Annotated in this window: 13 protein-coding genes; 6 read left to right on the top strand and 7 right to left on the bottom strand. The window is 71.0% G+C overall.

Features of this window, described 5'->3' with window-relative positions:
* Nucleotides 1-112: 112 nt before the first annotated feature.
* The 5 genes from AB0N81_RS02520 to AB0N81_RS02500 all read right to left on the bottom strand — a co-directional run bounded on the left by AB0N81_RS02520 (nt 113) and on the right by AB0N81_RS02500 (nt 3,774).
* The gene (locus AB0N81_RS02520) at nt 113-193 is read right to left on the bottom strand and encodes a putative leader peptide (protein WP_350893136.1); all 81 of its coding nucleotides are present in this window, start codon (nt 191-193) and stop codon (nt 113-115) included.
* 235 nt (nt 194-428) lie between these two features.
* Complete coding sequence (locus tag AB0N81_RS02515; RefSeq protein WP_365354942.1) at nt 429-1,181, bottom strand: DUF2993 domain-containing protein; 753 nt, start codon at nt 1,179-1,181, stop codon at nt 429-431.
* 122 nt (nt 1,182-1,303) lie between these two features.
* Nucleotides 1,304-2,635, bottom strand: a complete 1,332-nt coding sequence (locus AB0N81_RS02510; protein WP_365354940.1) for a hypothetical protein — start codon at nt 2,633-2,635, stop codon at nt 1,304-1,306.
* A gap of 5 nt (nt 2,636-2,640) precedes the next feature.
* Complete coding sequence (locus AB0N81_RS02505) at nt 2,641-2,895, bottom strand: MoaD/ThiS family protein (protein ID WP_362372089.1); 255 nt, start codon at nt 2,893-2,895, stop codon at nt 2,641-2,643.
* 12 nt (nt 2,896-2,907) lie between these two features.
* On the bottom strand, nt 2,908-3,774 hold the full coding sequence (locus AB0N81_RS02500; RefSeq protein ID WP_365354939.1) for an alpha/beta fold hydrolase: 867 nt from the start codon (nt 3,772-3,774) through the stop codon (nt 2,908-2,910).
* A gap of 199 nt (nt 3,775-3,973) precedes the next feature.
* Here AB0N81_RS02500 and AB0N81_RS02495 point away from each other — a divergent pair, with 199 nt between their 5' ends.
* The 5 genes from AB0N81_RS02495 to AB0N81_RS02475 all read left to right on the top strand — a co-directional run bounded on the left by AB0N81_RS02495 (nt 3,974) and on the right by AB0N81_RS02475 (nt 9,200).
* Nucleotides 3,974-4,729, top strand: a complete 756-nt coding sequence (locus tag AB0N81_RS02495) for a response regulator transcription factor (protein WP_365354937.1) — start codon at nt 3,974-3,976, stop codon at nt 4,727-4,729.
* A 23-nt stretch (nt 4,730-4,752) separates the two neighbouring features.
* Nucleotides 4,753-5,775, top strand: a complete 1,023-nt coding sequence (locus tag AB0N81_RS02490) for a LacI family DNA-binding transcriptional regulator (RefSeq protein WP_365354935.1) — start codon at nt 4,753-4,755, stop codon at nt 5,773-5,775.
* A gap of 111 nt (nt 5,776-5,886) precedes the next feature.
* The gene (locus AB0N81_RS02485; RefSeq protein WP_365354933.1) at nt 5,887-6,921 is read left to right on the top strand and encodes a trypsin-like peptidase domain-containing protein; all 1,035 of its coding nucleotides are present in this window, start codon (nt 5,887-5,889) and stop codon (nt 6,919-6,921) included.
* Nucleotides 6,922-7,017: 96 nt separating this feature from the next.
* Nucleotides 7,018-7,755, top strand: a complete 738-nt coding sequence (locus AB0N81_RS02480) for a response regulator transcription factor (protein ID WP_365354932.1) — start codon at nt 7,018-7,020, stop codon at nt 7,753-7,755.
* Nucleotides 7,752-9,200, top strand: a complete 1,449-nt coding sequence (locus AB0N81_RS02475) for a HAMP domain-containing sensor histidine kinase (protein ID WP_365354930.1) — start codon at nt 7,752-7,754, stop codon at nt 9,198-9,200. Before AB0N81_RS02480 ends, AB0N81_RS02475 begins: the two co-directional genes overlap by 4 nt.
* 66 nt (nt 9,201-9,266) lie before the next feature.
* On the opposite strand, the gene AB0N81_RS02470 is transcribed toward AB0N81_RS02475, so the two are convergent.
* Both AB0N81_RS02470 and AB0N81_RS02465 read right to left on the bottom strand, forming a co-directional pair.
* Nucleotides 9,267-10,598 (bottom strand): DUF2993 domain-containing protein, encoded by a 1,332-nt coding sequence (locus AB0N81_RS02470; RefSeq protein WP_365354928.1) that lies wholly within the window; start codon nt 10,596-10,598, stop codon nt 9,267-9,269.
* A gap of 103 nt (nt 10,599-10,701) precedes the next feature.
* Entirely contained in the window at nt 10,702-12,543 is a 1,842-nt protein-coding gene (locus AB0N81_RS02465) for a bifunctional metallophosphatase/5'-nucleotidase (protein ID WP_365354927.1), read from the bottom strand.
* 437 nt (nt 12,544-12,980) lie between these two features.
* Between AB0N81_RS02465 and mshD the strand changes: the two genes are divergently transcribed.
* Nucleotides 12,981-13,928 (top strand): mycothiol synthase, encoded by a 948-nt coding sequence (mshD, locus tag AB0N81_RS02460; protein WP_365354925.1) that lies wholly within the window; start codon nt 12,981-12,983, stop codon nt 13,926-13,928.
* Nucleotides 13,929-13,935 lie beyond the last annotated feature (7 nt).

Here is a 13,935-nt window from a genome sequence, read left to right as displayed (position 1 = left end):
GGGCGTGCGCGGTACGGGTGGTGCGGGGAGGCACGGCGCGTACGTACGGCACGGGGAGGCCCTGACGGATGACGTCAACAGGCCTGGGGGAATGCGGGAAACGGACGTCCCGCTAGAAGGTGCGACAGAGCATGGCGGCGACGCGGCACAGGTCCACTGCCCGCCGCTTCGTGAGGTCCGCCTGTCGGTGCATGGGTCCGATCGTAGGGACGGAGAGGCCGCCGTGTCACCGGTGCTCCGCATAGTGAGACACGATCGTCCACGATGCGGGAATCGTTGAAGCCCGCGGCCGCCCCGGCGGGGCCGCGGGCCTCGTGTCGTCCCTCTCACATCCGCCCGCCGGACGCCTCCGTCTCGTACTGCGGACGAGGTATCCGGGCAGGTCCTCCGGGCGGGTCCTCCGGCAGGGTCCTCCGGGCGGGGCGGGTTCAGCCCGCCAGGCGCACGTGGGAGCCGGTCACGGACATGTCCACGCCGTCCGGTGCCGCCTCGACCTTCTCCAGCTCGACGCCGGCCGGCAGGTCCTCGATCTTCTGGTCGAAGTCGGTGACGTCGCGTGCCGTGCCCTCGGGGAGCGGGATGGAGACGCCGAGGACGTCGATGCTCTTGGGGATCCGGTCGGCGTGCACCTTGATGTGGTCGCCCTCGACGCGGACCGAGCTGAGCACGTGGACGGGCTTCGGCAGCTTCGCGCCGCCCTTGCTGACCTCGACCTCGACCTTGATCTTGCCGTTGCCTCCGTCGGACAGGCCGATCACCTTGCCGGTGGCACCGAGCGGCAGCTCGACCGGCTCGGACTTGCTGGCCTTCAGGAGCTCGTCGTACGAGACGCGGGCGGTGCCGGTGGCGGTCGCGGCGGTCGCCGAGCTGTAGTCGCCGGAGAACTCGACGCCCTTCATGTGGGCCGTGAGGTCGGCGATGCGGATGGAGTCGGACCCGGACTTGGCGTCGTAGTTCTTGATGCCGACCTCCACGTCGTCGAGCTCACCGCCCATCACCTGGGTCAGGAAGGGGAAGCCCTTGATGGAGACGTCGGGCGTCTCGCTGAGCCCCTCGCTGGTCCGCATCCTGTCCGCCGCCTCGCTCTCGGCGAAGTTCACGGCGAGCCGGTCGGCCGCCACGAAGAGGCCCCCGAGGATCACGACGACGATCAGAAGTATGCGTACGGCTCGCTTGCTCATGTCCGGTGTTCCCCCACTTGTCCCCCGCCTCAACTGTCGTTGCCGCGAGCCTAAAGGACAGGTCCCCGGCCGCAGAGATCGGCCGGGGACCTGTCGAACAGCTGTGACGATCAGCTCACGGGTCAGCCGATGGCCCGGCCGAGGACGTAGACGGCCGGGGCGGCGGCCGCCAGCGGCAGCGCGACGCCCGCCGTCATGTGCACGAAGCGCGACGGGTAGTCGTAGGCGGCGACCCGGTGCCCGATCAGCGCGCACACCCCGGCGCCGACGGCGAGCAGCGCGCCCTTGCTGCCGTAGTCGGTGGTCCCGCCGACGGCGATCCCCGCGCCGGCGGCCGCGAGCAGGGCGACGACCACGGAGGCGGGGGTGGGCAGCGGCAGCGCGCGGGCGAGGACGGCGGCGGCGACGGCGATGCCGCCCACGGTCACGGCGTCGGAGGCGGCCGCGAGGTGCCCGGCCGCGACGATCGCGAGCGCGGCGGAGACGACGGTGGCCATCAGCCCGTACATCCGCTCGTCGGCACCGGCACGGCTGCGCAGCTGCAGCACCAGCACGAGCAGCACCCACACGCCGAGGGTGCCGAGGATGGCGGCGGGTCCGTGCTCCTTGCCGACGCCGAGCAGCACGACGTCCGCGACGACGCCGCCGAGGAAGGCGAGCGCGATGCCCTGCCGCGCCGGCCACATGCCGTTGAGCCGGAACCACCCGGCGGCGGTCACGGCCTGGAGGAGCACCAGCGGTACGAGGAGCGCGTACTGCCCGACGGCGGCACCCGCGGCGAGCAGCAGCCCGAGCACGGCGGTCAGCGCGGCGGGCTGCATCCCCGGCTCGATGATCGGCGAGCGGCCCTCGGCCCGAGCCCGCTGGGCGTCGGTGACGCGGGGGTTGCCGGTGGTGGTGGCGGGGCCGTAGGTGGGGCCGTCGCCGGAGACCGCGGCGGGCTCATCGGCACGAGCCGCGTCAGCGGGTGCGGACACGGGTGCGGGTGCGGGTGCGGGTGCCGGCGTGGGCATCGGCTGCATCTGCTGCATCGGCGGCTGCATCTGCTGTCCGTACGCGGCGTTCGCCCCCTGCGCGGGCAGGTACGCCGTCTCCGTCACGTCCACGGCCATGGGCGGCTGCACCTGCGTCTCCCAGGTCTGCCCCTCCCACTGCTGGGTGTGCTGCTCCTGGCCGTACTGCTGCTGCGGCTGCTGCGGGTCGGCGTAGTACTGCTGCTGGGGGTCCGGGTAGTACTGCTGCTGAGGGTCGGCGTAGTACTGCTGCTGCTGAGGCTCCGCGTAGTACTGCTGCTGCTCCGGATACGGCTGCTGCTGTTCCGGATACGGCTGCGGCGGGTGCTGCTGCGCGGGGTACTGCTGCGGATACGGGTCGTAGCCCTCGTACCCCTCGTACCCCTCGCGTCCCGCGTACTCATCGTGTCCCGCGTACCCCTCGTAGGGCTGATCGGACATGGCGCTCATCCTCCTGCGAACGGCGGGAGCACCTCGACCGTGCCGCCCTCGGCCAGCCGTACGGTCTCATGCCCGCGGGTCCCGACGGGGTCTCCGTCGACCAGGAAGGAGCAGCGCTGCAGGACCCGGACCAGTTCACCGGGATGCCGCTCGCGGGCGGCGTCCAGTGCGTCGGCGAGCGTGGCCGCCGCGTACGGCTCCTCGGCGACGCCCGCGGCCGCCTTGGCAGCGGCCCAGTAACGAATGGTGCCGTTCACCATGCGACTCCCCTTTCAGTCGGCGGTCGCCGATGTCTCGTCGGCGGTTGCCGACGTCCATGATGCCGTGGCCCAGGAGGCGATCCGTGCGACGAGCCCGTCCGTCGCCGCGTGCTCCGCGTGTCCCATGCCTTCTTCCAGCCACAGCTCCGCCCCGCCGTCGGCGGCCGCCGCGAGCATCCGCGGGTGGTCGAGCGGGAAGTACGGGTCGCGGTCGCCGTGGACGACGAGCAGCGGCGTCGGTGCGATGAGGGGGACGGACTCGACCGGCGAAAGGGGGACGGGGTCCCACTCGTGCGGGTGGATTCTCGTCCGCAGTCCGAAGCGGCCGACCACGCGGCCCGAGGGCCGCGTGACCACCCAGTGCAGCCTCCGCATCGGCGCCGTCCCCCGGTAGAACCAACGGGCCGGGGCACTCACGGCGACCACCGCGTCGGTCCGCGCTTCCGTGCGCCCCCTGTGCAACGCGGCGTGACGCAGGACGACCGAGCCGCCCATCGAGAAGCCGACGGTCACCACGTGCGCGTAGCCGAGCTCCCGTGCCCACTCCACAGCGGCCGCCAGGTCGAGCACCTCGCGGTCGCCGACGGTGGAGTGCCCGCCGGACCTGCCGTGCCCCCGGAAGGAGAAGGTGATCACTGCCGCACGCTGGGCGAACACGCCCGCGATCCGGCGCACGTGCGGGCGTGAGAGATCGCCGGTGAAGCCGTGCGCGACGACGATCGCGAGCTCTCCCGCGGGGTCGGGCCCGGGGTCGTGGGCGGCCTCGACGGCCACGCCGTCCTGTGTACGCAGCGTTGCGTGCCGCTGAACGTGACGCCGACCGCGAGTGATCGGCGGCACAGAAGATCGCTCGACTTGACCTGCCGGACCGGAACTCATGTGGGCTATTGTGCTGGGCAGAGGATCCGGGCAGCGCAGCCCCCGGGTCCTTTCGTGCTTTCAGGACTCCGGGCGCGGGTCCGCCGAGCACGGTACGAAGCAGTGCCGCATACGTCCTCGCAGGGACCGAGGAGGAACCAGACGTTATGGGCGAGCGAAACGTGCACGACAGTCGAACGACCCGGGCAGGTGGTCGGCGGTGAGTTCTCTGCTGCTCCTGACCAATGCCCTCCAGCCGTCGACGGAGGTGCTCCCCGCTCTCGGCCTGCTTCTTCACAATGTGCGCGTCGCCCCCGCGGAGGGGCCCGCTCTCGTCGACACCCCCGGCGCCGACGTCATCCTCGTCGACGGGCGCCGCGACCTTCCGCAGGTGCGCAGCCTCTGCCAGCTGCTCCGCTCCACGGGGCCCGGCTGTCCGCTGGTCCTCGTCGTGACGGAGGGCGGCCTCGCGGCCGTCACCGCGGACTGGGGCATCGACGACGTACTCCTCGACACGGCGGGACCCGCCGAGGTCGAGGCACGGCTGCGGCTCGCGATGGGCCGCCAGCAGATCACCTCCGACGACTCCCCCATGGAGATCCGCAACGGTGACCTCTCCGTCGACGAGGCGACGTACAGCGCGAAGCTGAAGGGCCGGGTCCTCGACCTGACCTTCAAGGAGTTCGAACTGCTCAAGTACCTGGCGCAGCATCCGGGGCGGGTCTTCACGCGCGCCCAGCTGCTCCAGGAGGTGTGGGGCTACGACTACTTCGGCGGCACCCGCACGGTCGACGTGCACGTGCGGCGGCTGCGGGCGAAGCTCGGCGTCGAGCACGAGTCGCTCATCGGCACGGTCCGCAATGTCGGCTACCGCTTCGTCATCCCGGAGAAGGTCGAACGCGCGGCCGAAGCCGAGAAGGCGAAGGCCGCGAAGGCCGCCGGGAAGGAAGCTGCCGTACGCCCTGCCCAGCGGTAGTTCCATCCGCGTAGACTCCGCGCGTGGCCAAGGTGACTCGGGATGACGTGGCAAGACTTGCGGGTACTTCGACCGCGGTCGTCAGTTACGTCATCAACAACGGACCCCGGCCGGTCGCCCCGGCCACGCGCGAGCGGGTACTCGCCGCGATCAAGGAGCTGGGGTACCGGCCCGACAGGGTCGCCCAGGCCATGGCGTCGCGGCGCACGGACCTCATAGGCATGATCGTGCCGGACGCGCGCCAGCCCTTCTTCGCGGAGATGACGCACGCCGTCGAACAGGCCGCGTCCGAGCGCGGGAAGATGGTCCTCGTCGGCAACTCCGACTATGTGGAGGAGCGCGAGACCCACTACCTCCGTGCCTTCCTCGGCATGCGGGTCTCCGGCCTCATCCTCGTCAGCCACGGCCTGACCGACCAGGCCGCCGCCGAGATCGACGCGTGGGACGCGCGCGTGGTGCTCCTGCACGAGCGGCCCGAGGCCATCGACGACGTCGCGGTCGTCACGGACGACCTCGGCGGCGCGCAGCTCGCCACCCGGCACCTCCTGGAGCACGGCCACGAGTACGTCGCCTGTGTCGGCGGCACCGCCGACACCCCGACCGTCGGCGACCCGGTCTCCGACCACGTCGAGGGCTGGCGGCGCGCGATGCGGGAGGCCGGGCGGTCGGTGGAGGGGCGGCTCTTCGAGGCCCCGTACAACCGCTACGACGCCTATCAGGTGGGCCTGGAGCTCCTCGCCCGCCCCGACCGGCCCACCGCGATCTTCTGCTCCACGGACGACCAGGCCATCGGCATCCTGCGGGCGGCCAGGGAGCTGCGCATCGACGTGCCGGGCGAGCTGGCCGTGGCCGGCTTCGACGACGTCAAGGAGGCGGGCCTCACCGACCCGCCGATGACGACGGTCGCCTCCGACCGGCCCGCGATGGCCCGCGCCGCGGTGGACCTCGTCCTGGACGACGGTCTCCGGGTGGCCGGCTCGCGGCGGGAGCGGCTGAAGCTGTTCCCGTCCCGGCTGGTGGTACGGCAGTCCTGCGGCTGCGCGTAACCCCGGCCCGCCCCTTCGCCCCGCGGCCTTTATATCGGGCATACGCACTTCTGCCGGGCTTCTCAGGACGTACTCAGGCAGCTCTCATCTACGGCCGCCAGTCTCAGAACCATGACCGAGACCTTCCGCCACAGCGGCGAGTACCCCCAGCAGCAGTCGGCAGCGTCTGTGCACCACGGCGGTACGCAGGGCGCGTACCCGCACGGCGCGTACCCGCCCCCGCCCGCTCACGCGCCGGAAGCACCTCAGGCGCCCGCACCCGCGCGAAGGCGCCGCGCCAGGGGGCCCGCGGCCCTGCTCGCCGCCGTCGCCATCGCGGCGGCCGCGGTCGGCGGCGGCACCGCGTACGCCGTGCAGACGCTCACCGACAGGGGCGGCGGCTCCACCGCCACCAGCACGGACGTCGTGCCGACGAGCAAGAAGGGCACCGTCGCCGGGGTCGCGGAGGCGGTCAGCCCCAGCATCGTCGAGATCAGCGCCACGACGGGGCAGGGCAAGTCGACCGGCTCCGGAGTGATCACCAAGAGCGACGGCGAGATCATCACCAACAACCACGTCATCGCCGGGGCGTCGTCGATCAAGGTGCGGACGAACGACGGCAAGACGTACGACGCCGAGGTCGTCGGCACCGACAGCAAGAAGGACCTCGCGCTCATCCAGCTGAAGGACGCCTCCGGGCTCAAGCCCGCCACCCTCGGCAACTCCGACAACGTCAGGGTCGGCGACGAGGTCGTCGCCATCGGCTCCCCCGAGGGCCTCACCGGCACCGTCACCAGCGGCATCGTCTCCGCGCTCGACCGCGACGTCACCGTCTCCACGGGCGACGGACAGCAGCAGCCGCAGGACCCGCAGGGCGGCTGGCCCTTCGAGTTCGACGGGCGCGAGTTCAACGGCGACACCGGGTCGTCGAAGACCACGTACAAGGCGCTGCAGACCGACGCCTCGCTCAACCCCGGCAACTCCGGCGGCGCCCTCATCGACATGAACGGCAACATCATCGGCATCAACTCGGCGATGTACTCGCCCAGTTCGTCCGGCCAGGGCACGGGCGAGTCCGCCTCGGGCAGCGTCGGCCTCGGCTTCGCCATCCCGATCGACGCGGTCAAGGACGACCTCGGCAAGCTGCGGTCCGGCTCGCAGACCTGACGGCGGCCGCACCGCGCCCCCGCGTGCGAGGCTGATACCGGCAATACCCGCAGTACCGGCCCCGTTCCGCCCCTGACCCGAGGAAGTCCGAAGCCCATGAGCCCCGCCGAAGGCGACCGCACCGGTGACCGCGAGCAGCTGCGCATCCTGATCGTGGACGACGAACCCGCCGTGCGCGAGGCCCTGCGGCGCAGCCTCGCCTTCGAGGGGTACGGCACGGAGGTCGCCGTCGACGGCGCCGACGCGCTGGAGAAGGCCGCGGCGTACCGCCCCGACCTCGTCGTGCTCGACATCCAGATGCCTCGCATGGACGGCCTCACCGCGGCGCGCAGGCTCCGCGCGACGGGCTCCCTGACCCCCATCCTGATGCTCACCGCGCGCGACACCGTCGGCGACCGCGTCACCGGACTCGACGCGGGCGCCGACGACTACCTGGTCAAGCCGTTCGAGCTGGACGAGCTCTTCGCCCGCATCCGCGCGCTGCTGCGCCGTAGTTCGTACGCGGCCGGGGCCGGGCAGGCCGCCGAGGGCGACACCCTCGCCTTCGCCGACCTGCGGATGGACCTGGCGACGCGAGAGGTCACGCGAGGTGCGCGGACGGTCGAGCTGACCCGTACGGAGTTCACCCTCCTGGAGATGTTCCTCGCGCACCCGCGTCAGGTCCTCACCCGCGAACAGATCCTCAAGGCGGTCTGGGGCTTCGACTTCGAGCCGTCGTCCAATTCGCTCGACGTGTACGTCATGTACCTGCGCCGCAAGACGGAGGCGGGCGGCGAGCCGCGCCTCGTGCACACGGTGCGGGGCGTCGGCTACGTGCTGCGGGGCGGCGAGTGAACGGGCTGCTCCGACGCTTCCGGGGTCTGCCGTTGCGCTCGCGCTTGGCGTTGCTGGTGGCGACGGCGGTGGCGCTGGCGGTCGCGGCGGCGGCGGTGACCTGCTGGTTCGTGGTGCGCAACGCGTTGCTGGACTCGTTGGACGACGCGTTGAGCAGCAACCGCCCGAAGCCGGGCGAGGTGATCCAGCAGATCGACATCGACGCGGTGGCGGGCGGCGCGCGCTGCCTGCGCGAGATTCCCGGCCGCGACCAGTCGGATCTCTACAATCAGATCATCCAGGTCGTCGCCAAGAACGGCACGAACTGCGTGATCCTGGGCCGCCAGTCGATCAAGGTCAGCGACACGGACACCTCGGTGGCCGCCCGCGACCGTACGGCGACGTACCACAACACCACCGCGGCGAACGGCGAGAAGTACCGGGTCTACACCTACCCGCTGGAGGACTACCCCGAGCTCCGGCTCGCGGTCTCCGTGGCCCGCCCCTTCAGCGAGATCGACGACACCCTCGACAACCTCGCCCTGATCCTGCTGCTCGTCGCCGGAATCGGCGTCCTCGGCGCGGGCGCGGCGGGGCTCTGGGTCGCCCGCACCGGACTGCGCCCGGTCGACCGGCTCACCGAGGCCGTCGAGCACGTCGCCCGCACAGAAGACCTCGGCCTCCGCATCCCGGTCGAGGGCGACGACGAGATCGCCCGCCTCTCGGAGTCCTTCAACTCCATGACCGCCTCGCTGGCCTCCTCCCGCGACCTGCAACAGCAACTGATCGCCGACGCCGGCCACGAACTCCGCACCCCTCTCACCTCCCTGCGCACGAACATCGAGCTGCTCGCCCGCAGCGAGGAGACGGGCCGGGCCATCCCGCCCGACGACCGCAAGGCGCTCCTCGCCTCGGTCACCGCGCAGATGACCGAACTGGCCGTGCTCATCGGCGACTTGCAGGAGCTGTCCCGCCCCGACACCGGGGCCGGCGGCGCCAAGGTCCAGGTCGTCGCCCTGCACGACGTCACCAGGACGGCCATCGAACGGGCCCGGCTGCGCGGCCCCGAGCTGACGATCACCGCGGAGCTCGCGCCCTGGTACGTGCGGGTGGAGCCGCCCGCCCTTGAGCGGGCCATCGTCAACATCCTGGACAACGCGGTGAAGTTCAGCCCGCGGGGCGGCACGGTGGAGGTCACCCTAGACCGGGGCCGCCTGACGGTACGGGACCACGGTCCCGGCATCCCCGCGGACGAACTCCCGCACGTCTTCGACCGGTTCTGGCGCTCCCCGTCCGCACGCTCCCTGCCGGGTTCGGGCCTCGGCCTGTCGATCGTGGCCCGTACGGTGCGCCAGTCGGGCGGCGAGGTGACACTGGAGGCGGCGGAGGGGGGCGGGACGGTGGCGACGATGCGGCTTCCCGGGGCGGCGACACCGCCACCGGAGACTCCGGCCACCACTATCTGAACGAGACGCAACGTCTTGCAGGGCGTGTTGCGCGGCGCCTGGAGCCCGCTGATCGCTGATCGCTGACTAGCGGCCGATTCCGATGCCGGACCCCTCGATCCGCACCCGGATGCCCTCCTGCTCCACGGTCACGTCACGCAGCGACATCGCGCCGGCACCCGGCAGCTTCGGCAGTTGGAAGGCGAGGGTGAGGCGGTCGGCGAGGACGGGGCGGGTGAGCTGGGAGAGGCCGTTCAGGAGGGCGGGGTCGAGGCCCAGCTTCTTGAGGAGCTCGGGGTGGCCCATCGCGACGTCGATGAGGTTCAGGCCCATCACGTCGTTCACGAACCGCGGCGAGCCGGTGAGCTCGTTGAGCTTGGTGTCGCTCTTCAGGGCGCCGCGGACCACGTTCTCCGGGACGCCGAGCCGCTCGACGATCGCCGGGACGGACAGCAGCGCCTTCGCCTTCGCGGTCTCCTTCGCGACGCGGTCGGCGGAGCTCTTCGACAGGTGCAGGCCCTCCTTCTCGCGCGTACCGGGGCGGTAGGTCGCCAGGTCGCCGAGTTGCAGGCTCATGCCGCCGATGTCGGTGGAGATGCCGCGGTCGCCGTTGCGCTGGATGCGGGCGTCGGCACGCACCTTCAGGTCGTGGCCCGCGACGGGCAGCGTGCCGCGCGCGAGGACCTTGTCGGTGCCGTGACCGGTGAACGTGACCTGGGAGGCGCCCAGTTCGCGGTTGAGGTCCTCGAAGGAGAGCAGGACCTCTCCCTCCATCTGCCCGATGGAGGCACCCGTGATCGAGGTGGGCCCGTCACCGTCGATGGTCACGTCTGTGGCGGTCGCGGAGACCTTGGCGAGCGAGACCCGGTCGGCCGCGACGTCCGGGACGGTCACCTTCACCTTGTCGACGCGCTTGTCGAAGACCTGTGTGAGGAAGGGGAACCCTTCGATGTCGACCTCGGGCGCCGCGCTCAGGTTCATCTGGTCCTTGAGCTTCTCCGCGGCCTCGTGCTCGGCGTAGAGGAGCGCCCAGCGGTCACCGAGCGCGAGGAACGCGGTGGCGACGAGGACGGCGACCAGGGCCTTCGCGGCGAGCGGAAGGCCCGCGAAGCGGTTGCGGCGACGGCGGCTGCGGGAGCGCGTGCGGCTGCCGCGGCGGTGGTTCGGCGGCGTCCAGGGTGCGTCCGCGTCGGGCCCGGCCTTGTCCCCGCGGAGGAACTCCTCCAGCGGGTTCGGCGCGAGGGCGCCCAGCTCGTCGTACGGGTTCGTGTACGAGGTGACCGGCAGCCGAGCGGTGTCGTTCTCTCGTCCGCTGTGCGCGCGGGGCTCCTTGCCGTCGTACTCGCCGTCCGACGTGCCGTCGTATGTGTCGAGTGGTGCTTCCGAAGGTCGCGTGGCTATGCGGTGGGGGGAACGCATCAAGTGATCTCACCATACGTTCACACCCCACCCCAAGCCTTACACCCGGTAAGAACCGATATCGGCCAGTTCTTTAACGCGCTGTTTTCACTTCACTACGTCTTCACTTCACCACGGTAATGCGGTCCGCCTTCGGCGGCGCGATCGGCTTGTCCGCCGAGGAGTTGGCGGTCAGGTAGTCGTTGAACGCCTTCAGGTCGTCCGCGCCGACCAGCGGCTTCGTGCCCTTGCCCAGCTCGGGGAGACCGTCGCCGCCGCCCGCGAGGAAGGAGTTCAGCGCGACGCGGTAGGTGGCGGCCGGGTCGAGCGCCTTGCCGTTCAGCTTGACCGACTCGGCGACGACACGGTCCGCACCGCTCTTGGTCAGGTCCAGCGTGTACGTCAGCCCGTCCGACACCTGAAGAATCTTCGGAGACGCCTGGTTCGCCCCACTGACCTGCTGCTTCAGCGCGGTGAGGAGCTGCGCGCCGGTCAGGTCGACCAGATTGACGGTGTTGCTGAACGGCTGCACGGTGAACGCCTCGCCGTACGTGACGACACCGTCGCCCTCTCCGCCGCTCGCCTTGAAGACGATGTCGGAGCGGATCCCGCCGGGGTTCATCAGCGCCAGGTCGGCCTCGGGGTCGAGGGACTTGGCGTGCGCGAGCTGCGCGTCGGCGATGAGGTCGCCGAGCGGGGATTCGGGGGTCGTGGCACCGCGGCCCGGGATGTCCGCGGAGATGTATCCGATGGCCTTGTTGGCGACGGGCGCGGCGAGCTTGTCCCAGCGCGAGATGAGCGAGGTCATGTCGGGCGCCTTGGCCTGCTCACGGCTGACCACGTGGTTGGCGGACTTCACGCTGGTCCGCACGATGTCCTTGGTCCTGCGGTCGTACGTGAGCGTGGTGTCGGTGTAGAGCTTCCCGAAGGAGGAGGCCGAGGTCACCATGCGCGGCTTGCCCGACGGGTCGGGGATCGTGCAGACGTACGCGGCGTGGGTGTGCCCGGTGACGAGCGCGTCGACCTTGGGCGTGATGCCCTTGGCGATGCTGGTGATCGGCCCGGATATCCCGTCACCGGCGCCGGGCGAGTCACAGTCGTAGTTGTACGCCTGACTGGCCGGCGCCCCACCCTCATGAATGAGGGTGACGATGGACTTCACGCCCTGCTTGTCGAGGATCTTCGCGTACTTGTTGACGGTCTCGATCTCGTCGTGGAACTTCAGCCCCTTGACGCCGTCGGCGGAGACGATGTCCGGAGTGCCCTCCAGGGTCACCCCAATAAATCCGACCTTGACGCCCTTCTCCTTCCACACCCAATAGGGCTTGAGGATGGGCTTGCCGGACTTCTCGTTCGTGACATTGGCGGCGAGATACGGATAATCCGCGCCCTCGAACTCCTTCGCCTCCCCCTTCCGGTCCTTCTCGAAGCAACCGTCCTTGGGGTGGCAGCCGCCGTTCTGCATGCGGGCCAACTCCTTGGCCCCCTCGTCGAACTCGTGATTGCCGACGCTGGTGACGTCCAGGCCGAGCTTGTTCATGGCCTCGACGGTGGGCTCGTCGTGGAAGAGCCCCGAGAGCAGCGGGCTGGCACCGATGAGGTCGCCGGCGGCGGCGGTGACGCTGTAGGGGTTGCTCTTCCTCGCATTCCGCAGCGACGTGGCAAGGTACTCGACCCCGCCCGCGTCGATCTTCTTCTCGGTCCCGTCGGCCTGCTTCTCCGTGACCTGGCCCGAGGAGCCGGCCGGGGGCTGCAGATTGCCGTGGAAGTCATTGAACGACAACAACTGCACGTCCACCGTGCGCTTCTTCCCACCGTTACCCCCCTTCCCGCCGTCCGCCCCGTCCTGCCCCGCACTGGCGGGAAGCGAAGCGGCCAACGCGCCGACGGTGGCGAGCCCCGCCGCAACGGCGAGGACGCGAGTGGCACGGCGTCTGGGCCTTCGGTGCTTAGCTGTGGCGGGCACGTGTTCCCCCGGGGAGGTGTAGGAAGACTGGAACCGACTGGAACCGTCCGGAAGCCTAGAGTCAACGCGCGTAGCGCAACAGAGGGTTCCTGGTTACATCCTGGTTGCTGCTCGCCCTGAGCCACCTAGCGCTCGTGGACGAGTGCGGATTCCAGCCTGTCCGGCGCGTGAGGACGAGCGCGAAGCGCGACAAGCCCGTCCGGCGATTGAGGACGCGAGCGCGCAGCGCGATGCAGCACCCACCCGTCCACCGGGGCAGCGGATTCCAGCCCGTCCGGCGCTTGAGGACGAGCGCGGAGCGCGACAAACCCACCACCCGCCGCCAGGCGACAACGCAGCAGCAAGCCGCGGACCAAGCCCGTCCGGCGATTGAGGACGCGAGCGCGCAGCGCGATGCAGCACCCCCAAAGGCGCCCCGCCCGAATACGCTCGGAAGCATGACTGACGACCGCCCCCCCGAGCCCCCCGCCCCCCTCCGAAAGATCGACACCCTCACCGCCCTCACCCCGGCGCAGGCCGACGCCGTGCTCGGGCTGCTCGCCGAGGCCGCCCGTACGGACGGCCAGCAGGCGGTGTCCGAGCAGGGGCGGCTGCAGCTCCGGGGAGGCGCCCGCGACGGCGTCCGGCACCTGCTGCTCACCGTCGGCGACCAGCTCGTCGGGTACGCGCAGCTGGAGGACACCGACCCCGTCGAGGCCCCCGCGGCCGAGCTCGTCGTGCACCCCTCGCGGCGCGGGCACGGGCACGGCAGGGCGCTCGGCACGGCGCTGCTGCACGAGTCGGGGCGGCGTCTTCGCGCGTGGGCGCACGGCGGGCACTCCGCGGCCCGGCACCTGGCGCAGGTGCTCGGCCTCGCCCTCTTCCGCGAACTGCGGCAGATGCGGCTGCCCTTGGCGGACCTGGATCCGGATCAGAACCTCGCCGAGCCGGTCTACCCCGAGGGCGTCTCCGTACGTACCTTCGTGCCGGGCCGGGACGACGCGGCCTGGCTCGCGGTGAACGCCGAGGCCTTCGCGCACCACCCCGAGCAGGGCTCCCTCACCCAGCGCGATCTGGACGACCGGAAGGCGCAGCCGTGGTTCGACCCGGCGGGCTTCTTCCTCGCGGTGCGGGAGAGCGACGGCGAGCTGGTCGGCTTCCACTGGACGAAGGTGCACGCCGAGGAGCGCCTCGGCGAGGTGTACGTGCTGGGCGTGCGGCCGGGAGCCCAGGGCGGCGGCCTCGGCAAGGCGCTGACCACGACGGGGCTCCGTCACCTCGCGCAGGCCGGCCTGCCGACCGCGATGCTGTACGTGGACGCGGACAACAAGGCGGCCGTGAGCGTCTACGAGCGCCTCGGCTTCGTCACGTACGAAACGGACCTGATGTACCGCACGGAGTCCTGACGGCACG

The sequence above is a fragment of the Streptomyces sp. NPDC093510 genome (assembly GCF_040683555.1).
Lineage (GTDB): Bacteria > Actinomycetota > Actinomycetes > Streptomycetales > Streptomycetaceae > Streptomyces.
Note: the sequence above shows the minus strand (reverse complement) of the source record. Positions and strands in the feature narration are given on the sequence as shown.

Coding starts and splice junctions, on each gene's coding strand:
- AB0N81_RS02520 (WP_350893136.1), bottom strand. CDS start 193: ATGCACCGACAGGCGGACCTCACGAAGCGGCGGGCAGTGGACCTGTGC.
- AB0N81_RS02515 (WP_365354942.1), bottom strand. CDS start 1,181: ATGAGCAAGCGAGCCGTACGCATACTTCTGATCGTCGTCGTGATCCTC.
- AB0N81_RS02510 (WP_365354940.1), bottom strand. CDS start 2,635: ATGTCCGATCAGCCCTACGAGGGGTACGCGGGACACGATGAGTACGCG.
- AB0N81_RS02505 (WP_362372089.1), bottom strand. CDS start 2,895: ATGGTGAACGGCACCATTCGTTACTGGGCCGCTGCCAAGGCGGCCGCG.
- AB0N81_RS02500 (WP_365354939.1), bottom strand. CDS start 3,774: ATGAGTTCCGGTCCGGCAGGTCAAGTCGAGCGATCTTCTGTGCCGCCG.
- AB0N81_RS02485 (WP_365354933.1), top strand. CDS start 5,887: ATGACCGAGACCTTCCGCCACAGCGGCGAGTACCCCCAGCAGCAGTCG.
- AB0N81_RS02480 (WP_365354932.1), top strand. CDS start 7,018: ATGAGCCCCGCCGAAGGCGACCGCACCGGTGACCGCGAGCAGCTGCGC.
- AB0N81_RS02470 (WP_365354928.1), bottom strand. CDS start 10,598: ATGCGTTCCCCCCACCGCATAGCCACGCGACCTTCGGAAGCACCACTC.
- mshD (WP_365354925.1), top strand. CDS start 12,981: ATGACTGACGACCGCCCCCCCGAGCCCCCCGCCCCCCTCCGAAAGATC.